Raw genomic sequence first — 23,629 nt, 5'->3', positions numbered from 1 at the left:
TTGGGTTTGAACTCTCACCGCGCCTTGCCGCCAAGGCCGGTGAGGAATGCGGTGAGATTGTCGCCGAGTTCGTCGCAGAGATAGCCGCCTTCCTGGACGATGACCGCCGGTAGGCCGAGCCCGGCGATGGCCTCGCCGATGCGCGAGAAGCCCGGCGTCGTCACCGAAAGCCCGCCGAACGGATCGCCCTCGAACGCGTCGAGGCCGAGCGCCACGACCAGCACATCGGGGGAGAAGGCGCGGATACGCTGGAACGCCACGCCGAGCGCTTCCAGAAACGCCGCATCCGCGGATTTGCGCGGCAGCGGCAGGTTGAAATTATAGCCAAGCCCGGGACCTTCGCCGCGCTCGTCGGCATGGCCCCAGAAGAACGGGTAGAACCGCACCGGATCGGCATGCAGCGACACCGTCAGCACGTCAGGTCGCGCATAGAAAATGCCTTGCGTCCCGTTGCCGTGATGCAGGTCGACATCAAGGATCGCCACGCGGGCCGCCTGCCTGCGCAGCACTTGCGCCGCCACGGCTGAGTTGTTGATGAAGCAGAAGCCGCCGGCGACATCGGCGAAGGCGTGGTGGCCGGGCGGGCGGCACAGCGCATAGGCGGCCGACGCTCCGGCCATGACGGTTTCGGCGGCCTCGACCGCGCTCCAGGCGCTCCACAGCGCGCTCTGCCATGTCTCGCCCGATATCGGGCAGGCGGTGTCGGCCATGTGGTAGCCGGCTTGGGCCACTGCTGAGGCCGGATAGGAGCCGTTGCGGGCGATCGGGTGGATGTTGGGAATGACCTCGGCCGACGCCCCGTCGATCCGCTGCCAGCGTTCGAAAATATGTTCGAGGAAGTCGAGATACTCGGGTGTGTGCACCGCCGAGATCGGACCGAGGCCGTGATCGCGCGGTCGCTCGATCGTGCAACCGGAGGATTTTGCGCCGGCTAACAATCTTTCGACGCGCTCCGGCTGTTCAGGGTTGGGCTGCGCCGCGCCACTGGAAAGAAAGGCCTTGGGATCGTGGCGCTTCTGCTCCTGCGCATAGAAGGCCTTCATTGCTGCTCCCCATTTTCCGGCGCATCGGCGAAGGCGAAAAAGGCATCACCGATGATTTTCTGCGTCTGCTCGTAGCTTGACCAGGCAATGCCCAGCCGTTCGTAAAAGGCCTTGGCACCCTCATTGTCGGTGTCGACCGACAGCCTCAGATACACGCCGCCCTCTTTGCGGCACTCGGCAGCCACGCGTCGCAGCAGGCGTTCGCCGATCTTGCGGCCGCGAAACCGGTCCTCGACATAGAGGTCCTGCACATAGACGCCAGGCCGTCCCATCCAGGTCGAGAAGATCGGGAAATGCAGGCACAGCCCGGCGAATTCGCCGTCGACTTCTGCGATGAGGGTCGAGAAGGCGGGTTTTTCGCCAAAGCCCCAGCTTCTGAGATCGTCCGCCGTCGAGATAATTTCCTCGGGCGCCCCGATATGAGTGCCAAGCTTCAGGATCGCCGCGTGAATGGTTTCGACGTCATCGATGGTGCCGGGGCGAAGGATAACCGCACGCGTGACAGGTACAGTGGCAGGAGCGGGCGCTGTCATCTCGTCAAAAAGCCACCCTGTCGCCGCCCTTGAGCGCCAGCATGTCACGCGCTTCGGCCGGCGTGGCGACCTCCAGCGACAGTCCATCGAGAATGCCACGGATGCGCCGCACCTGGTCGGCGTTGGACTTCGCCAACTGGCGGCCATCATAGAGGCTGTCCTCCAGTCCGACCCGCACATTGCCGCCCATGGCTACGGCGATCGAGATCAGCGGCATCTGGTTGCGGCCGGCGGCCAGCACCGAAAACTGGTAGCTGTCGCCGAACAATTTGTCGGCGATGCGCTTCATATGGATGAGGTTGTCCGGGTCGGCGCCGATGCCGCCCAGGATGCCCAGCACGAATTGGATGAACAGCGGCCCCGAAACCAGCCCCCGGTCGCGGAAATGCGCCAGCGAATAGAGATGGCCGACATCGTAGCACTCGAACTCGAAGCGGGTGCCGCAGCCCTTGCCTAGCCGCTCGATCACGCCTTCCATGTCGGCGAAGGTGTTCTTGAAGATAGTGTCGCGGGTGGCTTCGAGCAGCTTCGGTTCCCACTCGTGCTGCCAGTCCCTTGGCTTGTCGAGCATCGGGAACAGCGCGAAATTCATCGAGCCCATATTGAGCGAGCACATTTCGGGCTGAGCCCGAAGCGGCGCCGCCAGCCGCTGGTCCAGCGTCATCAGCGAGGAGCCGCCTGTCGTGATGTTGATCACCGCATCGGTCGCCTGCTTGATGCGCGGCAGGAACTGCATGAACACTTCGGGGTCGGCGGTCGGGCGGCCATCCCGGGGATCGCGGGCGTGCAGATGCAGGATCGAGGCGCCGGCCTCGGCCGCGGCAATAGCGTCCGCGGCGATCTGGTCCGGCGTCACCGGCAGATAGGGCGACATCGACGGCGTGTGTACCGAGCCTGTAACGGCGCAGGTGATGATGACTTTTCGCGGCGCCATTTCCGCTACCCCCGACCTTCGACCGGCAGGTCGAATTCGCCCGCCAGAACCTCAAGCGAGTCGCCGATGATGGAGATGATCTCGCCGACCTGCTCGCCGGTGACGATCATCGGCGGCGCGACCATGAAATTGTCGCCGTCGACGCCGCCCTTGACCCTGCGGCCATAGATGATCAGCCCGCGCTCATAGGCGAGATCGAGCAGGCGCTGCGTGGCTTTCTTGCCCTGCTCGATCGGTTTCAGCGTATCGGGATCGGCGACCATTTCGGCGCCCGTAAGCAGCCCCTTGCCACGCACATCGGCAATGAACGGGAACCGCTTCGCAAGTGCCTTCAATCCGTCCATCAGCACGTCGCCCATGGCAGCCGCATTGGCAATCAGGTCGAGCCGGTCCATTTCGCCCAACACCGCAAGCCCTGCGGCGCAGGCGAGCGGATTGCCGGCATAGGTGTGGCCATGCTGGAAGCCGCCGGAAGCGAGCAGCGGCTCGACCAGTCGCATCGGTGCGGCCAGCGCGCCGAGCGGCGCATAGCCCGACCCCAGGCCCTTCGACAGCGCGACGATGTCAGGCTTGCAGTTCCAGTGGTCGCCGCCGAGGAATTTGCCGGTGCGGCCGGCACCGCTCATCACCTCGTCGTGGATGAGCAGGATGCCGTAGCGATCGCAGATTTCGCGGATGCGCGCATAATAGCTGTCGGGTGCCACCAGGGCCGCGGTCGCAGCACCCCCGATCGGCTCCATGATGAAGGCGACGACGCTTTCGGGATCTTCGGCGAGGATCTTATCCTCCAGCATGTCGGCGTAGCGGACGCCACGCTGCTCCATCGAGAGATTGTCGCGATCGCGCCAGGCGGCCGGTGCTGGGACGGTCGGCATCACCCGCATCATCGGCGTAAAAGTTTCGGCCAACGCGTCGTCGCCGGTGATCGAAAGCGAACCGAGCGTGCCGCCGTGGTAGGAAGGAAACCGCGTGATCACCTTCCAGCGGCTGGCCTGGCCGGTGGCCACAGCCCATTGCCGCGCCAGCTTGATGCAGGATTCCGTCGCTTCCGAGCCGCCGGACACGAAAAAGATGCGGTCCATGCCTTCCGGCAACTTTCCAGCCAGTTCGCGCGCCAGTTCTTCCGCCGGCTCGTTCTCGAAATGCAGCCGGTAGGCGAAGGTGGCGCGGTCCATTTGCCGCTTCATCGCATCGAGCACATTGCGGTTGGAGTGGCCGATATTGGCGACCATCGGGCCGCTCGATCCGTCGATGAAACGGCGACCGTCCTGCGTCCACATGTAAATGCCTTCGGTGCGGTCGATCAGCGGCCGGCGCAGGCTGGAGAGGTAGAACAAATGCGATTGGCGCCGGGCATCAGTGTCTTGAACGGCGGTCTGGGCTTTCGACATGTCAGGACTTTCCGAGATAGCGGTCGAGGACATTCTGGGTGACCCGTTCGACCATCGGGTCTTGTCTTAGCAGGCCGGCGACCCATTCGCAGCTTCCGGCATGGAACACCTCGCCCTTGCCGCGCGGGAAGTTGACGATCATGCCATTGCCGCGTTTGACCTTTTCGAGATTGGCGTCGCTTGCCTCGCCAAACAAGGTTTCGGCGGTGAAGCGGCCATCCTCGTCGGTGAGGAACTGGTCCTCGATCGGAATGTCGGCGCTTTCCTCGACCTGGCTGGCCATGCCGACGGCCAGCACTTGCAGGCCGTCAGGCGCGCCGCTGTCTGGCGTGGGGTAGGGCAGCCCGCCGCGGATCTCGAAATCGAGCCCGTCGACCTCATAGCCATAGACATGGCTGTCGGCGCCCAGCAGGTCACCATAGTAGATGCCGGTGCCGGCAAAGGCCCAGTGCTCCGGCCGATAGACCGGAAAGCCGCGTACGCCACGTGGCGCGCAGCCACCCCAGCCGGCATAGACGCCCCGTGTCGCATTGAGCCCGAAGGTCGCCGAACCCGGCCGGCCGATTTCCGGTGCTTCCCAGGAATTGGTGGCGCGGGTCACGTCGCCGCCGCGATAGGCCGGGTCCTCGGTGCGGGCGCGATATTTGTAGCAGACCTGCCGGCGGCCCTCATCTTCCAGCCGCGTCTGCCACATGAAATTGCCGGCAAAACGCGCCGCATGGCCGCCGCGTTCGACATAGAAGTCGACCGCGTCGCGCATCTCCCAGGTCCAGTATTCGTCATGGCCGACGAAGACCGCGCAGTCATAACCGTCGAGAATCTCGGGCGAGAAGTGGAGGTCATGCTGACTGGCGAGGTCGACGCCGTAGCCTGATCGTTCGGCGAAGCGAAAAAAATGACTGTCGTAGCTGGCCCAGCCCGACGAGGCGTATTTCTTCGAATGGCCGGTGGCGAGCGCCCATTCCATGTGCGGATAACGCGGCACGGTCTTCGGCGGCACCGCCACCTCCAACGGCACGCGCGGTGCATCCCCGGGCAACACGACGAAGCCGCGGCACCAGGGGCGCTGCGTTGACACGATGGGCGAGTACTGGTCGCGGTCGGGCCCGGTGATGCCCTGATAATGGTTGGAGCCGCCCCAGGTGTTGTAGGCAAGCCAGGTGCCCGTCGCCGCCACCTGCAGCAAACGGCCAGGTTTCTTGCCGGGCTGGGGAGAGACGATGAAAATGTGGTGACTTTGGATCGGCTTGCCGTCACGTCCGTCGGCGGTCAGCGTTATCAGGTAGGCGCCGGAGGGCCAGTCGCTCTCCACGCGAAATTCGAAGGAGGCTTCCCAGCCGCAGCCTTCGACCGAGCATTGCTCCGGACTCTCCTGCCAGCGCGCCGCAATGTCCGATTTCTCGAATACTCTCGTTTCGGTGCCGCCATCGCGGATGATCCTCATGCCGAAGGACGGAGCGGTCGAGCTGACATGCAGCGTAACTGTCTCGCCGGCGCGATACGAAAACCGGTCGCTGTAGCACCAGATTTCGCCGCGCTCGCCATCCATGCCCGGCCACTCGTAATAGTGGCCGCGCACCGCGTGGCAGCGCTGCTCGGCTGTCAGCCCGAAATCGGGGAATTCGGTCGGCGGATTGATCATGAAGCCCTGGCCCATCTGAGGCCCATTTCGGCGATCCGCCCGCCAGGCGTCAAATGGAAACGATCATGCCAGCATTCGTTAGCCGCACCCTTGGCCGCCTTCGCCAAACCGACTATCTCAGTAAGACGGCGGCAGTTCCGCCATGGGGACAGGGCATGCTCAGGGTTCAACAGGTCAAGGTCGACGACATCTACGTGCCCACGGCGCGGAAGAAGACGCTGCACCCCGAGACCGTCCGGCATCTGGCCGAGGACATACTCGAGAACGGCATGAAGACGCCGATCCAGGTCCGCCACGATGGCAAGCGGCACATACTTGTCGAAGGCCTGCACCGGCTCGAAGCCGCCAAATGGCTGGGCGAGACCGTAATCGACGCCTACCTGGTGCAAGCCAAGCGGCACTGACACGCGCTCCGCTCACGGTTTTCAACCTGCGTTTCCAGAATTTTTCGCGGGCGATGTCGGTTTGCTTTGCGTCGGCTCGTCCTTGGGACGGAAGCCAGATCAAACCGAGGAGACCACCGTGGCCACCAAGCTCGACATCGCCCCCGCCGACGACCGCGAACTGGTTCTCGCCCGCATCATCGATGCACCGCGCGGGGACGTCTATCGCTGCTGGACCGAACCGAAATTGATCACGCAATGGTTCGCGCCAAAGCCGTGGACGACGCCGCGTGCCGAGATGGATGTGCGCACCGGTGGCAACAGCCTGGTCGTCATGGCAGGGCCCGACGGCAACGAGTTCCCCAACCCCGGCGTCTTCCTCGAGGTCGTTCCCGGCGAGAAGATCGTCTTCACCGATGCTTATACCCAGTCATGGGTGCCATCGGAAAAACCGTTCATGACAGTCGTACTGACCTTCGAGGACGAGGGCGAGGGCAAGACCCTCTACATCGCGCGCGTCCGGCACTGGAGCGTCGCCGACCGCGAGCAGCACGAGGCCATGGGCTTTCACGCCGGTTGGGGCCAGTGCACCGATCAGCTCGAAGATCTCGCCAGGACGCTCTGACAGAGCCACACCGGAGGAGTTCGATATGTCCAAAGTTCTGTTTTTTGCCATTTTGCCTCGGCCCCTGCGCTTCTCGCTTGCCCGGGCACCATCAATGCAGAGGAGACAAAGCCTGCCATGACGACCGAAACGAAAACACTGCCGAAGCCACAAAAGTCTGGCCTGCTGCCGATCAACGGCGTGAATTACTATTACGCCGTCTATGGCAAGGGTGAGCCGCTGCTTCTGCTGCATGGCGGCCTCGGCTCCACCGACATGTTCGCGCCGATCCTGCCCAAGCTTGCCGAAAACCGCACCGTCATCGGCGTCGACCTGCAGGGGCATGGCCGCACCGCCCTTGGCGACCGGCCATTCAGCCTGCAGGCGATCGGCGACGACATGGCTGGTATCGTCAACACACTCGGCTACGACAAGGTCGACGTCATGGGCTATTCGCTGGGCGGCGGGGTTGCCTTCCGCATGGCGGTCCAGCATCCCGAGGCCGTGCGCCGGCTGGTCCTTGTTTCGACCGGTTATGCCGCCGACGGCTTCTACGACGAGATGCGTCCGCAGCAGGCACAGGTGAGTGCCGCCGCCGCGACGTACATGAAAGACACGCCGATGTACAAATCCTACGTCGCCGTCGCCCCGCATCCGGAGGACTTCCCGAAACTGCTCGACGCGCTCGGCAATTTCATGCGCCAGAACTACGACTTCTCGGCCGACGTTCCCAAGCTGAAGATGCCCGTGATGCTCGCCTATGGCGACAGCGACATGTACAAGCCCGAGCACGAGATCAAGTTCTACCAGATGCTCGGCGGCGGCCTGAAAGATGCCGGCTGGATGCGCGAGAACCTGTCGCGGAACCGGCTGGCCATCCTGCCCAACCGCACCCACTACGATGTCTTCTTCGCTCCGGAACTGACGGCCGCCGCATTGCCGTTCCTCGACGGCGAGACCAGGGTGAAGAGCTGGGACGAGGTGGTCGGCGAAGCCGAATGACCCCTGCCTTCTCCGCCGGCCGTCTCCTGCGAGACAGCCGGCGTGCTGTTCAGGAAGCCTTGGCCCGGCGCGGCTGCCTCAGATGCTTGATGCCGCTCATTTCGACGAAGTTCGTCGCCGACTCCCAGAGATAGTCGCCGTAAAGAAACGGCGCGAAGGGTTCGGCGCCGTCCAGCGGCAAAGGCGAGATTTCCGCGTCGACGCGTGGCTCGTGGAAGAACGGGATCGAGAACCGCACCGTTTTTGGCGCAATGACCCGGTGCCGTGTCGCCCGCACGCGGCCGCCGGTCCAGCGTTCCAGCAATTGGCCGAAATTGACCGCCAGCGTGCCATCGGCTGGAGGCACGTCGATCCATTCGCCGGCGAGGTTCTTCGCCTGCAAGCCCTCGACGCCGTCCTGCGCCAGCAAGGTGACGAAGCCTGAATCGGCATGTTCGCGGCCTATGATGGTGCGCGTCTCGCCTTTGTGGGTCACCGAAAACTCGGGCCCACTGGTATCGACGCCCGCACTGGCGTCGCGCAGCGGATAGCGGATCAGGCGCAGCGTCGAGATGCCACCGTCGAAATAGGCATCGAAGGTCATCTCAGGCAGGCCAAGCCCGCGGGCGATCGACCGCATCAGCATGGTGCCGACCGTTTCCATCACGCGATAGTAGTCGGCTGCGGCAGCGCGCCAGCCCGGCAGGGCATGCTCGTCCGGCAAGGGTGTCGGCTCGCACAAGGGATCGTCGGAAGCCGTGCCTCGCGCCGCATCGGCAAGGTCTGGCCCCATGTCGATGCCTTCCTTGTAGGAAACGGCTTGCGGCTGCAGCGGAAACCAGCCGCGGTAGAAATTTTTCTTGGTGTGATCGAAATTCCAGCGCAGCAATTCCTGCTTCTCGGCGTCAGGAAGCGCGAAGATGCGCAGCAATTGCGCGCGCTTGTCGGGCGTCAGCCAGTCATCGCCGGGAAAATCCCGGACCGCCAGGAAGCCGATGCCGGCCGCCGCGGCCATGATCCCGGCGTCGGCGCGGTCGCGCGCGGGCGAGGGCGACCCGAACAGGGCCGCGATGCCGATCGTTTCGATGTCGGGTGTCATGACAATCCTGCTGCATCACGATAATCGATGACCTTGTATCAAAGCTTTTCAATTGACCCAATCGACCTCGCCGTTACTTTTGCCGCCTGTTCACTCCACCAATGGATCCAGGCGATGGCAAAATACGAGGGCGGATGCCTGTGCAGGGCCGTGCGCTATCGCACCGATGCCGCCCCCATCAACGAGCGCATCTGCCATTGCCGGCTTTGCCAGAAGGCGATCGGCGCGGCGTTCAATGCGCGTGTTCTTTTCCGCATCGATGATGTGACGGTCGACGGCCCGTTGGCCACGGTCAACACCTCGCCGGACCTCAAGCGCGGGTTTTGTCCGGCCTGCGGCACGACGCTGTTTTCGCGGCGCGATTCCGCCGGCATCATCGGCGTGACGACCGGTTCGCTTGACGACCCGTCGCTGTTCAGGCCCCAGATGCACATCTGGACCGTCTCGAAACAACCCTGGGTGATGCTGGATGACGGCCTGCCGCAATTTGAAGGCGCTCCGCCGGCCTAGCCTCCTTCTTCCCCGCCAACGGAAAGGACGTGCCCCAGGATGACCAAAAATTAATCCAAAGAGACACGTGATAGCCGGCAAAGCGTCATTGGCGGGCCATCTTTGTCTCCCTATCTAAGCGTCGCGGGCCCGGCATTCGAGGAGACGACGGATGAACGACAGCATCAGCACCCTGGACGAGCTTTTGAGCGATCCTATGGTCCTGCTCGTGATGGAACGTGACCGTGTGCGCCCGGAACAGGTGCGCATGCTGCTCGAGCGGGCTCGCCGGCCCTCCACGGAGGAGCCTGTCGTGCCGCCCGCGCATGTTATTGCCAGGACCTGCCAGAAACTTTGGCTCTGCCCGTAATCGTCTTGCCAACCTCCACCCATGGGAGCATCGCCGGCCCTTCGGGCCGGTTTGAACCGTGCGCGTCCGACGCGGCGGTGCCAGCTTACAAATCCGTAAATTGATTATCCGCCGCATGACGGTATGCCTTGCCGGGCACCGATCTCCTCCGACGGTGCCTCCGCAACTCCGATCTCTCCCCGGATGGAACCCGACATGGCTGATATCTGCACGCAAGGCGTCGACACGGGCTTTGTCGGCCTTGGATTTGCCAAGGTCGCATTCCTCGGCCTGGTGCAAGGCATAACCGAACTGCTGCCGATTTCCTCGACCGCCCATATGCGCATCGTGCCGGCGGTGCTTGGCTGGCAGGATCCGGGTTCCGCCTTCTCCGCCGCCATGCAGCTTGCCGCCCTTGCCGCCGTGGTCAGCTATTTCTGGGCCGATGTCAGGGATCTCCTGTTCGGTTCGATCGACGCTCTCACACGGCGCGATTTCGCCGATCGGCATTTCCAGCTGGCTTCCTGGATCGTGCTGGCGACAATCCCGATTGTGATCGCCGGCGTGGTACTTTCGGGTGTTCTCAACGCCTGCAATTCGCCGTTGCGCAGCCTGAGTGTGATTGGCTGGGCCTGCATAGGCATGGCGATCCTGCTGGCCCTGGCCGAGATTTTCGCCCGCCACAAGCGCACCATCGGCGAAGCGTCGCTCGCCGACGCGCTTCTTGTCGGTGTCGCCCAGGTCGGCGCGCTGATCCCGGGCGTCTCTCGCTCCGGTTCGACGCTGACGGCGGCACTGGGGCTCGGCTTCAAGCGGGCCGAGGCGGCACGCTTCTCGTTCCTGCTCGGGCTGCCGGCCATCGCGCTCGCCGGCCTCAAGGAATTGTGGGAACTGCACAAGGTGCATCTCGATGCCCATGGATGGTCGGTTCTTGGCCTGGGGCTGCTCGTCGCCTCGATTTCGGCCTTCTTCGCCATTTGGGGCCTGATGCGTGTTCTGGAACGCTTCTCCGCCTGGCCCTTTGTCATCTACCGTGGCCTGCTTGGCGTCTTCCTGCTGCTGGGTGTGGCGATGGGATGGCTCGTCTAGCTCCCTAGCCCGAACCTCGGTGTTGCGCTGCTGCAACCCTCGAAGGGCATGCGGCGTCCCTCAAAGATGTGATCGGCCGGTTTGGTTGACTTCGGGATATAACCGCCCTTAACGTTCTGTTAACAAAACAGATGGGCGGGGCCGGATGGCATCCTCGATGGGTTGGCGCCGGAAGGCGAAGGGGCTGGGGCTGGCGATTGCCCTAATTGCTTTCTGTTCGGCGGCGAATTCCGCTTACACGGCTCCCGTTTCCATGGCTATCGGCGGCTCGACGTCCCAGCCGATTGGCCACTATGATTTTTGCAAGATTCATGCCGCCGAGTGCTCGATCCGTTCATCCGACAGCGAGCCGGAACAGATGACTGGCAAGCTGTTGCGGGAGATCAGCGCCGTAAACCTCTCGGTCAACGCGCGCGTCAAGCCGATGAGCGACATGGACAATTACGGCAAGGAGGAATGGTGGGCCTATCCGGACAATGGCTTCGGCGATTGCGAGGATTACGCGCTGGAAAAGCGGCGTGAGCTCAACAGCCTGGGCATCGCCATAGCCAATCTCCTGATGACGGTGGTTCGCAAGCCGGACGGCGAAGGCCATGCCGTGCTGACGGTGCGCACCGACAAGGGCGACTTCATCCTCGACAATCTCGTCGACAAGGTTCGCCTCTGGAACCAGACCCCGTATCGCTATCTCAAAAGACAGGCGAGCGACAATGCCGGGCGCTGGGTCTCTATTCTTGCCGGCGAGGAGAAGCTGGTCAGCGCCGTCAAATAGTCGCTGCCGACGTCCGGGCGATAACCATACTTCTTTCAGCAAATCCTTCATCGTGCCGGCAAGCGGTGCTATCCACGACAGTTCGTAATGGCAATCCGGAACGCGCATGGATTTTTTGACCGTCCTGTATTCGGCGCCCTTGCTGCTGAGCTTGTTCAAGGCCGCGTTGCCGTACGCGGTCGCCACGACAGCGGCATTCGGCCAGTGGTTCGCTTCGGTGCCGCCGTGCCGCGACGTCTCCTTCGAGGCTACGAGCTTCCTCGTCTGCGAGGTCGATCCGAAGCTCTATTCGATCGAACTGTTCTGGAAAGACCCGGCAGGCAAGCCTTTTCAGTCGCTGCACAATCTCGACAACGCCCAGCGCATGGCGGGCCGGACCATGCTGTTTGCCATCAATGCCGGCATGTACCACCCCGATCTCAGGCCGGTCGGCCTTTACGTCGAACGCGGCCAGGAAATGGCCGGTGTGAAAACGGGATCGGGAAGCGGCAATTTTTCGCTGCAGCCGAATGGCATTTTCTATATCAGCCGCGGCAAGGCCGTGGTGCGGGCGACCAAGGACTTCGTCAGGCAGCGGCCAGCCACCGACTATGCGACACAATCAGGGCCAATGCTGGTAATCGACGGCCAGCTTCACCCGAAATTCCAGGCCGACGGCACCTCGCGCAAGAGCCGCGACGGCGTCGGAGTGCGAAAGGACGGTGTTGCCGTCTTTGCCATCTCGAACGGCACGGTGACGTTCCATGCCTTCGCTCGCCTGTTTCGCGACGCGCTCGGCTGCGACAACGCGCTCTTTCTCGACGGCACGATATCGAGCCTGCTCGCTCCGGCCATCGGCCGCAACGACGACTACTGGAATCTGGGGCCGATGATCGGCGTCTTCAGGAAGCGCGGCTGATGCACGGCGCCCTCAATCGCGAGACGCGCTAAATCCGTGCATCATGCCTGCCGCGCAGTCTGACGACCAGCACGGCGACGATGATCGCTACCACCATGGCCGCGATCACCGCCAGGCCGAACAGGCTGGTCGCGTCGAGTTCGGGCAGATTGTCGGCTCCTTTCGCCACCAGCCATCCAGGCGACAGCACGACCGGCGCCCAGATGATCGCCGACAGGATGTTGGCGACCTGGAAGCGCCGCCTGTTCATGCCCATCATGCCGGCGACCAGCGGCACGGTGGCACGCACCGGACCGAAGAAGCGGCCGACGAAAACGGCGGCGACACCGTAGCGGTGGAAGAACAGGCGCGCCCTGGCAGTCTCGCGGCGATAGCGGTTGAGCGGCCATTTGTGGACGACGCCACGCCCCAGCCATTTGCCGAGAAAATAGGAAATGGTGTCGCCAAGCGCCGCGCCGAGCATCGCGGCGAGGAGAACGGGCAGGGGCTGGACGATACCGGCGCCCACCAGCCCGCCGACGATGATCAGCACCGTGGTGCCAGGCAACAGGATGCCGACCAGCACCAGCGACTCGCCGAAGGCCAGCAATCCGACCACGAGACCCGCCCAGGCCTGATGGTTCTCGATGAAACATACGCTCTGGTCGATGAACGACTGCACGCAAGCTCCGTGTTGAAAGTGTTCCTCAGCTGCCCTGTCGAGCAAGATCCTGAGTTCGTCGAGCTTGCCGTCGACGAGCCAGCCGTAATAATTCTCGACCGGCAGCTTGCGGCCCTTGGCGCGGGCAGGGCCGCCGCGCCGCACCCCGTTCTCAACAGCCACATCATGGCCCTGTCAAGGCTTGGCCGGGCCGCTGCCGACGACTGTCGGAACGCGGCCACAGCTATGGTAAAAAACTTGATTCAAACTTTATTGGTAATTTCTCGTTCATAACTCGTCTGGTTGTCCGTCGGCCGTCGCCTTCGGTCTGTTGTGTTCGAGTACAGGTCCAGATGCGGTTACCAGGCGTCGTGAGTTTCGTGATCGCATCGCTCTGCCTTGCCGGCTGTTCGTCGACATCGGGCATGGATGCGCTCGACATGCAGAAGCCGTCCAATGAAGTCACCAGTTCGGTGGTGCGTCCAAGCGCGCCGATCGCGTCCGTTCCGGTGGCCAGGGCAAACGCGGCGCGCAAGCGGATTGAGGCTGCGGCAGAGGACACCACCGCTCGGCCTTATGGCCTTGCCGAGGAAGAGACGGTGGCGTTTCCCGCACCCGAACTGCCCGACAGCGTCGAGCCGCCGATCGAGGAGGCAGCCCTGGTGTCGCCGCCGAAGCTGTTGTCGCGGGCGGCACCGCCCATGCTGGCCGGCCCGGTCACGCGTTATGGCTTCCGCGATGCCAAGCCGATCAATTTCGGCCGCTCGTCGCCCCGTCACCTTGCCGTGCACGGGGTGGACGTGTCGCGCTGGCAAGGCAACGTCAACTGGGAGAAGCTGCGCGCCCAGGGCGCCAACTTCGCCTACATCAAGGCGACCGACGGCGGCGACCACCTCGACCCCCTGTTTATGAAGAACTGGCGTGATGCCGACGCGGCGGGCCTGAAGCGCGGTGCCTATCATTTCTTCTACTGGTGCCGCACCGCCGGCGAGCAGGCCGACTGGTTCATCCGCAACGTGCCGAAGGTCGACGGCGCGCTGCCGCCGGTGATCGACGTCGAGTGGAACGGCGACTCCAGCTGCCAGCGGCGCCCGTCGCGCGAAAAGGTCCTGGAGAAGATGCAGGTGTTCATGGACAAGCTGGAGCGCCATTACGGCCAGCGGCCGATCATCTACACGGCGCCCGATTTCTATCGCGACAACCTTCAGGGCGCATTCCCGGATTACCCGTTCTGGCTGCGCGCCGTGGCCCGGCATCCGTCAAAGGTCTATCCCGATCGCAAATGGCTGTTCTGGCAGTATTCCGGCTCCGGCCTGTCGCATGGCGTGACCGGCCGCATCGATCTCAACGTCTTCCATGGCGATGAGCGGCAATGGCGCGCCTGGGCCGGCGGTGGAGGTCGGGCCATGATGGCCGACGCGGATTAGAACCGATGGTTTCGCGTCGGCGCTCGTCCTGTCCACCTATTGGAAGTGGTTGCTCCCGCCGTTCTTTTCCTCGCTCAACCGCAGCCGCGCCCTCAAGCCCATGATCTCGGCGATCGCGGCATCGATCATGGCGAGAAGGGTCAACGTGTCGTGCTGGGTCGGATCGGCCCTGACATAGGCGAGCTGGTTCAGTATATCGGTGTCATCTTCGGTTTGTTCGCTCATGAGCATCGTCCCGGCTGTCGTCTCCTGGATATTTCATCCGATCGGATCGATCGTCCTTTTATCACGTCATCGTGCGGATGGCCCGCCGCATTGGCCACCAGTTCCTGGCGCGGTTCCCACCGTGCTTCGGATACGTTCTCGGAGGCAAGATGGAGAACATCGGTGTGAGGCTTCGGCTCGGTGGGGCACTGGTCTGCTTGCTGACATTGCTATTGCCCGCGAGCCCGATGGCCGCGGGTCTGCAAGACGCCACCGCCGATACGCTCGACCGCTGCCTGGATGATCCAGCCAATGGCTCTACAGCAGGCCAAACCGACTGCGAGGCGACGGCATCAGGCGACTACGATCGCCGCATGAATGCCGCCTATGCGACACTCCTGCGCAAATTACCGCGCCAGGCAGCGCAAAATCTTCGTCTGTCACAACGCGCCTGGCTGGCCTTCCGCGACAGCGAGGCGAAGACACGGGGCGCTCTCTATGAAACAAGGCAAGGCACGATGTACGTGCCCATGCAGGCTGCCGACGCCACCAACATCATCCGGGATCGCGCCCTTCAGCTGGAGGGCTATGTTCGTGTCATGGCAATAGAGGATGCCGAATAGCGGCTGGTCGCCGCTCCCATGGCCACGCGACAGCATTGAACCTTGCCGGCGGTCATTTCCTGATCTTGCGAATAGACAAGACATTGCCCTCGCCATGCTGTCTATATGCGTGCTGCTGTACTCTAGTCGTCGGGGGGACGAGTTGGAGCTCAAGTTTCTGTTGGTCGGCTTTGCCTGCGCGGTCGCTGGCATGCTGTCGATCGTCACCTTCCTGAAATGGCTCGAGGTCAAGGCGGCCAGCCGCTGGTTGCCGACGCCTGGAAAGATCGTCTCGTCGCGCGTCGAGGCGCGCGAGGTGACAAGCTCGGGTACCGGCTCGGAGAGCAGCACCTCGACCGAAATCCGCAACTTTCCGGCCATCACCTATGAGTACAAGGTGGGCGGCAAGACATTTCAAAGTTCGCACTACAGCGTGCAGGAGAACCTCGGAAATTTCGAAGTCGCGGAAACCCTTGCGCGGTTTCCGCGTGGCGCGGCGGTAACCGTGTTCTATGACCCGTCCAGCCCGGGCAAGGCCGTGATCGAGCGCACCATGCCGGACGGCGCCTTCAAGTTCATGGTCCAGCTTTCGGCGGGGCTCGTGGTTGGTGCGCTGGTGTTGGTGTTTTCGGTCGGTGGCGTGCTGGAGGCTATCGGGCCGCATCTGCCCAAGCCGCGGAACCTCGGTGCGGCGGCATTCCTGCTGTTCATGGGGCTTTTTGTGCTGCGCATGGGCTTTGCCCAAAGATCGATGGCCGGACAAGCGGCAACATGGCCGACCGCTGCCGGCCGTATCGATGCGTCCGGCCTGCAGGCAATCAAGACCCGCGACCGGTTTGAGGGCGGTGGGTACCGGCCCTGGCGCACGGTGTTCAAATCCCGCATCGTCTACAGCTATGGTGTCGCCGGACAGCGCTACAGCGCCGATCGCGTCGCTTTCGGCGCCAGCGTGACGGCCTCGCTGCCCGGCCTCGTCGGCGGTCAGGCGCGGCGCTATGTCGAGGGCAGCAAGGTCGACGTTCGCTATGACCCCGCCAACCCCGCCTCGGCGGTGCTCGAATGCCGGGTGCGTGGGCTATGGCTGCTGTGGGTCTGCTCGGCAGGCTTTCTCGGCGGCGCGGCCTTGCTGGTCGGGTTGGTCTGAGTGTCACCGCCTTCAGCAGCGCACGAGAGGTCCGCTGTCGAATCCGCGCCAGCTCAACCGCACCGTCGCGCCGTCGATTTTGATATGGATGGTGCGAGAAAATGGCTCGTCGAGCGATGGGTCCGCGCCGTAGCACTGGCTGGCGCGAACCACCCAGCCGATGGCGGTCTTGCGAAAGATCGCGTGCTCGCAGCCAAGGTTGGGAAACGACAGGGCCGACTGATCCACAGTGAAGACAGTCTGGCGCTGGACGTCGGCGGTCGCATGGCAGTTCAACCTGTCCCTGGACCACGTCCCGACATAGGGCGCTGCCGCTACGGCCGGCACAATCGCAGTTGCGGAGATCGCTATGATCAGTGCCAAACGCTGCATCTTTTGTCTCCTGGGCCGCTGCGTTCGATCATACAGGTTGCGGGTTTGTGTGGAGCAAGTTTTCGATCGAGGCACGATAAACGCAGCGGTTCCGGATTTCGCTTATGGTTTTGTACCGATGATGCGACTGTGCAGCCCGGCACGCAGCCGGCCCTGCTTCACAACAGATTGCCCGAGATTTCGATGATCATTCGCAAACTGGCCTTCGTTGCCCTGGGTTCGCTCGGGCTCATGCAAGCGGCGGGCGCCAAGGAATGCCTCCTGAGCCACGCCACCTACCAGGAGCCACGCTCGGGCGCGGTCATGCAATTCCGGCCGCTGGGCAACGAACCGGCGGCACTGACGACGCAGGTGTTCTCGCTGGCCGTGCCTCATACCGGCATAAGCCTGCCGGCCGATATTACCTGGACCAACGGCAAGAACTCGTTTCCGCTCGGTACCATCCGCCACCCCTGCACCGACGACGACCGCGAAGCGGGTCTGCAAGACGACAGCGGGCTTTGCCGGATATGGGACGGGCAGGTCTATGCCTTGACCGGAGGCGGCGCCGAGCAGCTGAATTCGCGCGAAGCGACACCGGCGCCGAAAGGGTTGCTGTTGCCGGATTTCGGCGCGGCTTTCACCGAATGGGCCGATTTCGCCAATGCCAATCCGGATGGCTGGGCATGGGATGCCTTCACTTTGACGGGATGCAGCGATGAATAGTGCCATGAGATCGATCGTCTGGACCTGCGCCCTGTTCGCGTCCGTGACGGTATCTGCCGGGGCGCGTGCGGAGGAGCCGGTACCATCGCGGCAGCCGATCGACAAATGCGTTTGGGAAAAACTGACGGACAGGACGATCGGCCTGGTCGCATGGGCGCAGCGCTGCGATTCCGGCTTTCGCCAGATCCATTTCGAGTTTGTCGGCAATGCGCTTGCCATCAAATACAGCGATGGCGGTGCGCCAGATCCGCTTGTCGAGATGTTCGACATCCAGCCTGGCGAAACCGCGGAGGCTGCCATGCGGCGTGTGTTCCTGGAAAAGACCGACAAGGCCGTCAACGCCCGCTGCGTGCTCGCGCCTTACACGGAGGGCACCGTGCCCGCCGGCGTCAAACGCTACACATTCAGCCCCGACGCCGCTTATGCGAAAGAGCTGAAGGCGCAGGCCAATGATGAGGTACCCGAACCGCCCTGCGGCGATTGGGGCGAAATGCCGGACGGGATTCAGTATTTCGAGGTGCCGGCGGGTGCGGCGCGAAAACTGCTGTTCGTCCGCGTGGGCCAGGATGAGCCGTTGTTTGATGAGCAGACGCTGCGGGTGTTGCCGTAGGGTAGGCACAGAGCAAGAGACGATGATTCAACTGAATTAGGCCGGTTCGTATTCCTTCCAGAGCTTTTCCCACATCTCTAGAAGAGATGCGTACCGCCTAACAAATTCGTCTCTCTCGTGGCCGCTGAAAGCAAGATCAGAAGGCGCAAAAGATTGGCCTCGTATCACATCGAGAATCCTAAATTCATCAAGAGGATATTTGCCCACTGACGTAATGATTGCCCAAAGCCCAAGCCGCGCTCCGTCGGCAGTTAAGGGAGGTTCTTCCGAAAAGTATGGGTAGATGATGCGGTTCTTCGAATGCCCGATTGCAAGAGCGAATAGGTTTTCGACCTTGACCGTGCATTCAAGTTCCTGGAAATCGATTGCTCCTTTGACCGCCAGCATCTCAGATTTGGAGGCTTCGTTCGTCCATCGCCGTTTGTTGTCCCACCAATCAAGAAATCCATCCCTTAGCGCGCGGTACAAGCGCTCGCGCCCTTTGTTAGTGGCGATCCGCTCAATGACAGCGAAGTGAAGGTCTTTCTCGCCGTTCACGTGGGCTTTCGCATCGTGCCAGAAGGGCACATGGAAATCGCCGCCTTCGGCTTTTGCCCCTGCCTGTTTCCGAATCTCATCACGAATGTCGGCCCGAAGAATCGATACTTTCTTCGCGTCTTCGGCAAACATCAGCGTGAGCACCTTACGCAGATGTATTTTCTTAAGTGACATCGATAATCTCCAAGAGAAAGGGTGCGAATGAAGAGGCCACCCCAAGGGGTGGCCTCTGGATCACTTTTCTTTGCGCACGCCTTTGAAAGGCTTGTCATCAGCCTTCTGATCCATGAACTTGCCGGTATCGGTATCCCGTTTAGTCCAGCGATCATTCTGGGGATTGTAGACTTGGGACCGGTCGCGCACTGCGCCATTCCGGTGACCGTCATCCTTTGGTGGGTTGGTGGCCATGCTCTTTGCTCCTTTCTCCCGCATCACTTTGGTGCCCCGCGCTTTTGTCACGCTTGACATCGGTTGATCACGAGAACAGCATGCCCACGCTTTAGCGAGCGAGTGAGCGGCAAGGGCGGCGGGTCCGCCTTGGCTGTTCACGAAGGGCGGTGCGAGAAATTGCACCGCCTTTTTCTTTGCACGTGTGAATCTCTGCCATGATTCGGTGTTTGCCAAGCCCCACTGTTATCCACAGGGCCATGTTGACGAATCAAGGCGTTGACTGTTATTCCTTTATAGCTACATCTACGCATGCGGACTTCCTCAAGCACCATATCTATGTGTTTGGGCCAGTCAATGCCTTTGGTGCGAGAGCTGTGGACAATCATAGTTATCCACAGCCGCCATCCTAGATTTCATCTCAATTTCCGTCGTCGAAAAACCGAATCACCTCAGGTCGAGATTCCGTGCGAGCTGGGCGTCTGGAGGTCTTATTGGGCGAAGGTCTTGTTGGCCTAAAATGAACGGCCCGATCTTGCGATCGGGCCGACGACTTTACGGTTCCGCCGCTACTTTCCTCAGCTGCACCCGCTCGTGGCACCGCAAGTATCGCACTTCTCGCAAGTCCCGTTCCTTACCATCGTAAAGTTCTGGCATTCGGAGCAGGAATTGCCGGTGTAGCCCTGCAGCAGCGACTTAGCGCGGCGGTCGGCGGCGAGTTTCTTCGCTTCGGCCGCTTCATGGGCCGCCGTATCGGTGAACAGCGCCGCGGTGGTATCGGTCGAGGCATCGGAGGCCGCTTCCTCGAAGGCGATGTCTTCCGCCAATTCCCTAGCCCGCTCCTCGTAGTCGCGCTTGTAGGCGACCGCCTCGTCGGTTGCGGGCTTCAGCGCCAGCACGTTGGAGCCGGAGAAGGCTGTCGGCGCCGAGCGGGCAGGGGTGCCGGAGCCGGCAAAGCCCTTCGGCTCGCCTGCCCTCGACACCAGCTTCACTGGCGAACCGCGGGTCAGGCCCTTGGAGACTGCGTCGGTCTTGCCTTCGCTGATGCCACGGCCGAGTGCGGTGTTGGAGAAATCCGACTGGTCGACATGGGCGAGATCGTTGCGGCCGAGATACGAAATGGCCAGCTCACGGAACACATAGTCGAGGATCGACGTCGCGCTCTTGATGGCATCGTTGCCGATGACCATGCCGGCCGGCTCGAACTTGGTGAAGGTGAAGGCGTGCACATATTCGTCGAGCGGCACGCCATACTGCAGGCCAAGCGAGATCGCGATGGCGAAGTTGTTGAGAAGGCCACGCAGGGTGGCGCCCTCCTTGTTCATGTCGATGAAGATCTCGCCGAGACGCCCATCGTCATATTCGCCGGTGCGCAGGAAGATGGTGTTGCCGCCGATCTTGGCCTTCTGCGTATAACCCTTGCGGCGGCCGGGCAGCTTTTCCTGCTCGCGCGACACGCGTTCGATGATGCGTTCGACGATGCGCTCGGTGATCTGCGCGGCGCGCGCCGCCGCCGGTGCCTGGATCAGCTGCTCGACCGCATCATCCTCATCCTCCTCGCCATCGGCGAGCAGCGAGGCATTGAGCGGCTGCGACAGCTTCGAGCCGTCGCGGTAGAGCGCGTTTGCCTTCAGCGCCAGCTTCCACGACAGCATGTAGGCGCTCTTGGCGTCCTCCACCGTCGCGTCATTCGGCATGTTGATGGTCTTGGAAATGGCGCCGGAAATGAAGGGCTGCGCCGCCGCCATCATCTGGATATGGCTGTTGATAGACAGCGAGCGCTTGCCGATCTTGCCGCAGGGGCTGGCGCAGTCGAACACGGGGAGGTGTTCGGCCTTGAGGAAGGGCGCGCCTTCCAGCGTCATCGCACCGCAGACATGGATGTTGGCGGCCTCGATGTCCTTCCTGGAGAAACCCAGTGCCGGCAGCATTTCGAACGAGAAGTCGTTGAGCTGCTCGTCGGTGAAACCGAAGGTCTCCTTCACCCAGTCGGCGCCGAGCGTCCACTGGTTGAAGACGAACTTGATGTCGAAGGCCGACTTCAGCGCCGCGTTGAGCGCCGCGATCTTGTCGTCGGTGAAGCCCTTGGCCTTGAGCGAGCCGGGGTTGACGGCCGGCGCCTGGTTGAGATTGCCGTGGCCGACGGCATAGGCCTCGATCTCGGCGATCTGGCTCTCGGAATAGCCCAGCGTGCGAAGCGCTTCCGGCACGGCGCGGTTGATGATCTTGAAATAGCCGCCGCCGGCGAGCTTCTTGAACTTCACCAGGGCGAAATCGGGCTCGATACCGGTGGTGTCGCAATCCATGACCAGGCCGATCGTGCCGGTCGGCGCGATCACGGTTGCCTGTGCGTTGCGGTAGCCATGCTCCTCGCCGAGTTCGATGGCGCGGTCCCAGGCGGCCTTGGCGTGGATGGCCAGATCCTGCTGCTTCAGGTCCGATGCGACGAGAGGCACAGGATTGACGGCCAGCTTCTCGTAGCCGTCCTTGTCGCCATAGGCGGCGCGGCGATGATTGCGCATTACGCGCAGCATGTTCTGGGCGTTGCGGTCATAGTCCGGGAAGGCGCCGAGCTCGGAGGCCATCTCGGCCGAGGTGGAGTAGGCGACGCCGGTCATGATGGCGGTCAGCGCGGCACAGATGGCGCGGCCCTCGTCGGAATCGTAGGGAATGCCCGAGGTCATCAGCAGGCCGCCAATATTGGCATAGCCGAGGCCCAGCGTGCGGTAGTCGTAGGAGAGCTTGGCGATCTCCTTCGACGGGAACTGCGCCATCATGACCGAAATTTCCAGCACCATGGTCCACAGCCGCACCGTGTGCTCGTAGGCTGCGATATCGATGGTGCCGTCGGTGTTGCGGTAGGGCAGCAGGTTGATCGAGGCGAGATTGCAGGCCGTGTCGTCGAGGAACATGTATTCCGAGCACGGGTTGGAGGCCCGGATCGCACCGGCCGAAGCGCAGGTGTGCCAGTCGTTCATCGTGGTGTTGAAGTGCAGGCCGGGATCAGCCGACGCCCAGGCGGCGTAGCCGATCTTTTCCCAGAGGTCCCGCGCCTTCAGTGTCTTCAAGACCTTGCCGTCCTTGCGGGCGGTCAGGTGCCAGTCTGCGTCCTCTTCAACGGCGCGCAGGAAATTGTCCTTCAGCGACACCGAATTGTTGGAGTTCTGGCCCGAAACGGTGAGGTAGGCGTCAGAATCCCAGTCGGTGTCGTAGGTCTTGAACGCCATCGAGGTGTAGCCCTGCTTGGCGAACTGGATGACGCGGTAGATGTAGTTTTCCGGCACAGCCGATTTCTTGGCCAACTTGATTTCGCGCTTCAGCGCCGTGTTGATGGCTGGATCGAAGCAGTCGTTGTCATGGCCTTCGCAGTTCACACAGGCCTTCATGATCGCTTCGAGATGCTTCTTGACGATCTTGGAGCCGGTCACCAGCGAGGCGACCTTCTGCTCTTCATTGACCTTCCAGTCGATGAATTCCTCGATATCGGGGTGGTCGGCGTCGACGATGACCATTTTCGCCGCACGGCGCGTCGTGCCGCCCGACTTGATGGCGCCGGCGGCGCGGTCGCCGATCTTGAGGAAGCTCATCAGGCCGGACGAGCGGCCGCCGCCGGACAGCTTTTCGCCTTCGCCGCGCAGCAGCGAGAAGTTCGAGCCGGTGCCGGAGCCATATTTGAACAGGCGCGCCTCGCGCACCCACAGATCCATGATGCCGCCCTCGTTGACGAGGTCGTCCTGCACGCCCTGGATGAAGCAGGCATGCGGCTGCGGATGCTCGTAGGAGGATTTCGACTTGGTCAGCTTGCCGGTGAACGGGTCGACATAGAAGTGACCCTGGCTAGGACCATCTATGCCATAGGCCCAGTGCAGGCCGGTGTTGAACCATTGCGGCGAGTTCGGCGCGACGCGCTGGGTCGCCAGCATATAGGCAAGCTCGTCGCGGAAGGCGCGCGCGTCTTCCTCCGACGCCTTGAAGTAGCCGCCCTTCCAGCCCCAATAGGTCCAGGTGCCGGCCAGCCGGTCGAAGACCTGGCGGGCGTCGATCTCGGAGCCGTAGCGCTCGGCCTCGGGAAGCTTGGCGAGTTCGGCTTCGTCGGCGACGGAACGCCACAGGAAGGAGGGGACGTCGTTCTCCTCGACCTTCTTCAGGCGCGCGGGAACGCCGGCCTTGCGGAAATATTTCTGAGCCAGGATGTCGGCGGCGACCTGGGAAAACTGCGCAGGCACATCGATGTTGTCCAGGCGGAACACCACCGAGCCATCCGGATTCTTGATCTCGGAAAGCGCCTTGCGGAATTCGATCTCCGCATAAGCGGCCCCTTCTTGGCCTGCATGTCCTGGCTTGGTGAAACGACGCTCGATGCGCATTGGTCCGGTCCCTTTTGTCTACATATAGCGCTTTCATCAGGGGATTTCTGCCCCAAAAGACGAAACGCGCAGTCCGCCGTTTGCCGGCATTGCGAACAATGCCGGCATCTCCTCTTCGCAGGCTCGGCCACGCACACGACAATACGCCTTGCCAGGCATCTGCCGAGGCTGCCAACCGGCCCGCGGGCCCCTCAAAACTGAATTTTTCGATTCCCTCACTCGAGGGAAATTCACACTATCTAGCGTCGAACTTAGCTGCAAACACTAAATATAGTATTAACAGACAATTTATTCCAGTCCGACAATTCTCCCTTTCGTCGCCCACCCAACCCACGATCCCAACGCTTCCGCCGGCCTCGTAAACAGGCGGAAATGCGGGCAAAACGCACATAATCCGGGAAAAAGACCGGGCTCAGAACTTTCCGGT

Annotated in this window: 25 protein-coding genes; 13 read left to right on the top strand and 12 right to left on the bottom strand. The window is 62.4% G+C overall.

All coding sequences use genetic code 11. From position 1 onward, the window contains the following. Positions 1-14: 14 nt before the first annotated feature. From FJ950_RS12220 to FJ950_RS12200, 5 genes are read right to left on the bottom strand one after another with little or no spacing between them, the layout of a single operon-like run. A complete protein-coding gene (locus FJ950_RS12220) occupies positions 15-1,043 on the bottom strand; it encodes a histone deacetylase family protein (RefSeq protein WP_140616973.1) in 1,029 nt (342 codons plus the stop codon). Further along, positions 1,040-1,576 carry a GNAT family N-acetyltransferase gene (locus FJ950_RS12215; RefSeq protein WP_140616972.1) on the bottom strand — a complete coding sequence of 179 codons (537 nt, stop codon included), beginning with the start codon at positions 1,574-1,576 and terminating at the stop codon, positions 1,040-1,042. The genes FJ950_RS12220 and FJ950_RS12215 overlap by 4 nt, the downstream gene beginning before the upstream one ends. A gap of 4 nt (positions 1,577-1,580) precedes the next feature. Then, positions 1,581-2,510: a 3-keto-5-aminohexanoate cleavage protein gene (locus FJ950_RS12210; RefSeq protein WP_140616971.1), complete on the bottom strand. Its 930-nt coding sequence runs from the start codon at positions 2,508-2,510 to the stop codon at positions 1,581-1,583. A gap of 5 nt (positions 2,511-2,515) precedes the next feature. Then, on the bottom strand, positions 2,516-3,901 hold the full coding sequence (locus tag FJ950_RS12205; RefSeq protein WP_140616970.1) for an aspartate aminotransferase family protein: 1,386 nt from the start codon (positions 3,899-3,901) through the stop codon (positions 2,516-2,518). 1 nt (position 3,902) lies between these two features. Beyond that, the gene (locus FJ950_RS12200; protein ID WP_140617246.1) at positions 3,903-5,543 is read right to left on the bottom strand and encodes a N,N-dimethylformamidase beta subunit family domain-containing protein; all 1,641 of its coding nucleotides are present in this window, start codon (positions 5,541-5,543) and stop codon (positions 3,903-3,905) included. 155 nt (positions 5,544-5,698) lie between these two features. Here FJ950_RS12200 and FJ950_RS12195 point away from each other — a divergent pair, with 155 nt between their 5' ends. From FJ950_RS12195 to FJ950_RS12185, 3 genes are all read left to right on the top strand, one after another. Further along, a complete protein-coding gene (locus FJ950_RS12195) occupies positions 5,699-5,947 on the top strand; it encodes a ParB N-terminal domain-containing protein (protein WP_140617245.1) in 249 nt (82 codons plus the stop codon). A 118-nt stretch (positions 5,948-6,065) separates the two neighbouring features. Further along, positions 6,066-6,551, top strand: a complete 486-nt coding sequence (locus tag FJ950_RS12190; protein ID WP_140616969.1) for an SRPBCC family protein — start codon at positions 6,066-6,068, stop codon at positions 6,549-6,551. Positions 6,552-6,668: 117 nt separating this feature from the next. Continuing rightward, positions 6,669-7,532 (top strand): alpha/beta hydrolase, encoded by an 864-nt coding sequence (locus FJ950_RS12185; protein ID WP_140616968.1) that lies wholly within the window; start codon positions 6,669-6,671, stop codon positions 7,530-7,532. A 49-nt stretch (positions 7,533-7,581) separates the two neighbouring features. On the opposite strand, the gene FJ950_RS12180 is transcribed toward FJ950_RS12185, so the two are convergent. Further along, positions 7,582-8,610: a 2OG-Fe(II) oxygenase family protein gene (locus tag FJ950_RS12180; RefSeq protein WP_140616967.1), complete on the bottom strand. Its 1,029-nt coding sequence runs from the start codon at positions 8,608-8,610 to the stop codon at positions 7,582-7,584. 114 nt (positions 8,611-8,724) lie between these two features. Here FJ950_RS12180 and FJ950_RS12175 point away from each other — a divergent pair, with 114 nt between their 5' ends. The 5 genes from FJ950_RS12175 (at position 8,725) to FJ950_RS12155 (ending at position 12,207) form a co-directional block, all read left to right on the top strand. Then, positions 8,725-9,120: a GFA family protein gene (locus FJ950_RS12175; RefSeq protein WP_140616966.1), complete on the top strand. Its 396-nt coding sequence runs from the start codon at positions 8,725-8,727 to the stop codon at positions 9,118-9,120. A 151-nt stretch (positions 9,121-9,271) separates the two neighbouring features. Continuing rightward, a complete protein-coding gene (locus FJ950_RS12170; RefSeq protein WP_140616965.1) occupies positions 9,272-9,469 on the top strand; it encodes a hypothetical protein in 198 nt (65 codons plus the stop codon). A gap of 195 nt (positions 9,470-9,664) precedes the next feature. After that, the gene (locus FJ950_RS12165; protein WP_140616964.1) at positions 9,665-10,537 is read left to right on the top strand and encodes an undecaprenyl-diphosphate phosphatase; all 873 of its coding nucleotides are present in this window, start codon (positions 9,665-9,667) and stop codon (positions 10,535-10,537) included. Between the two features lie 145 nt (positions 10,538-10,682). Continuing rightward, positions 10,683-11,309 carry a transglutaminase-like cysteine peptidase gene (locus FJ950_RS12160; RefSeq protein WP_140616963.1) on the top strand — a complete coding sequence of 209 codons (627 nt, stop codon included), beginning with the start codon at positions 10,683-10,685 and terminating at the stop codon, positions 11,307-11,309. A 106-nt stretch (positions 11,310-11,415) separates the two neighbouring features. Continuing rightward, positions 11,416-12,207, top strand: coding sequence for a phosphodiester glycosidase family protein (locus FJ950_RS12155; RefSeq protein ID WP_140616962.1), 792 nt, complete (start codon positions 11,416-11,418; stop codon positions 12,205-12,207). A 28-nt stretch (positions 12,208-12,235) separates the two neighbouring features. Here FJ950_RS12155 and FJ950_RS12150 read toward each other — a convergent pair whose 3' ends face one another. Beyond that, entirely contained in the window at positions 12,236-12,868 is a 633-nt protein-coding gene (locus tag FJ950_RS12150) for a DedA family protein (RefSeq protein ID WP_348641169.1), read from the bottom strand. Between the two features lie 332 nt (positions 12,869-13,200). On the opposite strand from FJ950_RS12150, the gene FJ950_RS12145 reads away from it, so the two are divergent. Further along, the gene (locus FJ950_RS12145; RefSeq protein WP_140616961.1) at positions 13,201-14,274 is read left to right on the top strand and encodes a GH25 family lysozyme; all 1,074 of its coding nucleotides are present in this window, start codon (positions 13,201-13,203) and stop codon (positions 14,272-14,274) included. A 36-nt stretch (positions 14,275-14,310) separates the two neighbouring features. Here the strand turns inward: FJ950_RS12145 and FJ950_RS12140 are convergent, their stop codons facing one another. Further along, complete coding sequence (locus FJ950_RS12140; RefSeq protein ID WP_140616960.1) at positions 14,311-14,499, bottom strand: hypothetical protein; 189 nt, start codon at positions 14,497-14,499, stop codon at positions 14,311-14,313. Between the two features lie 149 nt (positions 14,500-14,648). On the opposite strand from FJ950_RS12140, the gene FJ950_RS12135 reads away from it, so the two are divergent. Both FJ950_RS12135 and FJ950_RS12130 read left to right on the top strand, forming a co-directional pair. Next, on the top strand, positions 14,649-15,101 hold the full coding sequence (locus FJ950_RS12135) for a lysozyme inhibitor LprI family protein (RefSeq protein ID WP_140616959.1): 453 nt from the start codon (positions 14,649-14,651) through the stop codon (positions 15,099-15,101). A 142-nt stretch (positions 15,102-15,243) separates the two neighbouring features. Next, positions 15,244-16,224 (top strand): DUF3592 domain-containing protein, encoded by a 981-nt coding sequence (locus FJ950_RS12130; protein WP_224582947.1) that lies wholly within the window; start codon positions 15,244-15,246, stop codon positions 16,222-16,224. A 12-nt stretch (positions 16,225-16,236) separates the two neighbouring features. On the opposite strand, the gene FJ950_RS12125 is transcribed toward FJ950_RS12130, so the two are convergent. Continuing rightward, on the bottom strand, positions 16,237-16,596 hold the full coding sequence (locus FJ950_RS12125) for a hypothetical protein (RefSeq protein ID WP_140616958.1): 360 nt from the start codon (positions 16,594-16,596) through the stop codon (positions 16,237-16,239). Positions 16,597-16,779: 183 nt separating this feature from the next. On the opposite strand from FJ950_RS12125, the gene FJ950_RS12120 reads away from it, so the two are divergent. Next, complete coding sequence (locus FJ950_RS12120) at positions 16,780-17,301, top strand: hypothetical protein (RefSeq protein WP_140616957.1); 522 nt, start codon at positions 16,780-16,782, stop codon at positions 17,299-17,301. Between the two features lie 4 nt (positions 17,302-17,305). Next, positions 17,306-17,911, top strand: coding sequence for a hypothetical protein (locus FJ950_RS12115; protein ID WP_246681306.1), 606 nt, complete (start codon positions 17,306-17,308; stop codon positions 17,909-17,911). A gap of 36 nt (positions 17,912-17,947) precedes the next feature. On the opposite strand, the gene FJ950_RS12110 is transcribed toward FJ950_RS12115, so the two are convergent. The 3 genes from FJ950_RS12110 to FJ950_RS12100 all read right to left on the bottom strand — a co-directional run bounded on the left by FJ950_RS12110 (position 17,948) and on the right by FJ950_RS12100 (position 23,202). Next, on the bottom strand, positions 17,948-18,622 hold the full coding sequence (locus tag FJ950_RS12110) for a hypothetical protein (RefSeq protein ID WP_140616955.1): 675 nt from the start codon (positions 18,620-18,622) through the stop codon (positions 17,948-17,950). Between the two features lie 60 nt (positions 18,623-18,682). Further along, on the bottom strand, positions 18,683-19,072 hold the full coding sequence (locus tag FJ950_RS12105) for a hypothetical protein (protein ID WP_140616954.1): 390 nt from the start codon (positions 19,070-19,072) through the stop codon (positions 18,683-18,685). A gap of 341 nt (positions 19,073-19,413) precedes the next feature. Continuing rightward, on the bottom strand, positions 19,414-23,202 hold the full coding sequence (locus FJ950_RS12100) for a vitamin B12-dependent ribonucleotide reductase (protein WP_140616953.1): 3,789 nt from the start codon (positions 23,200-23,202) through the stop codon (positions 19,414-19,416). Positions 23,203-23,629 lie beyond the last annotated feature (427 nt).

The organism is Mesorhizobium sp. B2-3-14 (assembly GCF_006442175.1).
GTDB lineage: Bacteria > Pseudomonadota > Alphaproteobacteria > Rhizobiales > Rhizobiaceae > Mesorhizobium > Mesorhizobium australicum.
This window is presented reverse-complemented; position numbering and strand designations above follow the sequence as displayed.

Coding starts and splice junctions, on each gene's coding strand:
- FJ950_RS12220 (WP_140616973.1), bottom strand. CDS start 1,043: ATGAAGGCCTTCTATGCGCAGGAGCAGAAGCGCCACGATCCCAAGGCC.
- FJ950_RS12215 (WP_140616972.1), bottom strand. CDS start 1,576: ATGACAGCGCCCGCTCCTGCCACTGTACCTGTCACGCGTGCGGTTATC.
- FJ950_RS12210 (WP_140616971.1), bottom strand. CDS start 2,510: ATGGCGCCGCGAAAAGTCATCATCACCTGCGCCGTTACAGGCTCGGTA.
- FJ950_RS12205 (WP_140616970.1), bottom strand. CDS start 3,901: ATGTCGAAAGCCCAGACCGCCGTTCAAGACACTGATGCCCGGCGCCAA.
- FJ950_RS12200 (WP_140617246.1), bottom strand. CDS start 5,543: ATGATCAATCCGCCGACCGAATTCCCCGATTTCGGGCTGACAGCCGAG.
- FJ950_RS12195 (WP_140617245.1), top strand. CDS start 5,699: ATGCTCAGGGTTCAACAGGTCAAGGTCGACGACATCTACGTGCCCACG.
- FJ950_RS12185 (WP_140616968.1), top strand. CDS start 6,669: ATGACGACCGAAACGAAAACACTGCCGAAGCCACAAAAGTCTGGCCTG.
- FJ950_RS12180 (WP_140616967.1), bottom strand. CDS start 8,610: ATGACACCCGACATCGAAACGATCGGCATCGCGGCCCTGTTCGGGTCG.
- FJ950_RS12175 (WP_140616966.1), top strand. CDS start 8,725: ATGGCAAAATACGAGGGCGGATGCCTGTGCAGGGCCGTGCGCTATCGC.
- FJ950_RS12170 (WP_140616965.1), top strand. CDS start 9,272: ATGAACGACAGCATCAGCACCCTGGACGAGCTTTTGAGCGATCCTATG.
- FJ950_RS12165 (WP_140616964.1), top strand. CDS start 9,665: ATGGCTGATATCTGCACGCAAGGCGTCGACACGGGCTTTGTCGGCCTT.
- FJ950_RS12160 (WP_140616963.1), top strand. CDS start 10,683: ATGGCATCCTCGATGGGTTGGCGCCGGAAGGCGAAGGGGCTGGGGCTG.
- FJ950_RS12155 (WP_140616962.1), top strand. CDS start 11,416: ATGGATTTTTTGACCGTCCTGTATTCGGCGCCCTTGCTGCTGAGCTTG.
- FJ950_RS12145 (WP_140616961.1), top strand. CDS start 13,201: ATGCGGTTACCAGGCGTCGTGAGTTTCGTGATCGCATCGCTCTGCCTT.
- FJ950_RS12140 (WP_140616960.1), bottom strand. CDS start 14,499: ATGAGCGAACAAACCGAAGATGACACCGATATACTGAACCAGCTCGCC.
- FJ950_RS12135 (WP_140616959.1), top strand. CDS start 14,649: ATGGAGAACATCGGTGTGAGGCTTCGGCTCGGTGGGGCACTGGTCTGC.
- FJ950_RS12125 (WP_140616958.1), bottom strand. CDS start 16,596: ATGCAGCGTTTGGCACTGATCATAGCGATCTCCGCAACTGCGATTGTG.
- FJ950_RS12120 (WP_140616957.1), top strand. CDS start 16,780: ATGATCATTCGCAAACTGGCCTTCGTTGCCCTGGGTTCGCTCGGGCTC.
- FJ950_RS12115 (WP_246681306.1), top strand. CDS start 17,306: ATGAGATCGATCGTCTGGACCTGCGCCCTGTTCGCGTCCGTGACGGTA.
- FJ950_RS12110 (WP_140616955.1), bottom strand. CDS start 18,622: ATGTCACTTAAGAAAATACATCTGCGTAAGGTGCTCACGCTGATGTTT.
- FJ950_RS12100 (WP_140616953.1), bottom strand. CDS start 23,202: ATGCGCATCGAGCGTCGTTTCACCAAGCCAGGACATGCAGGCCAAGAA.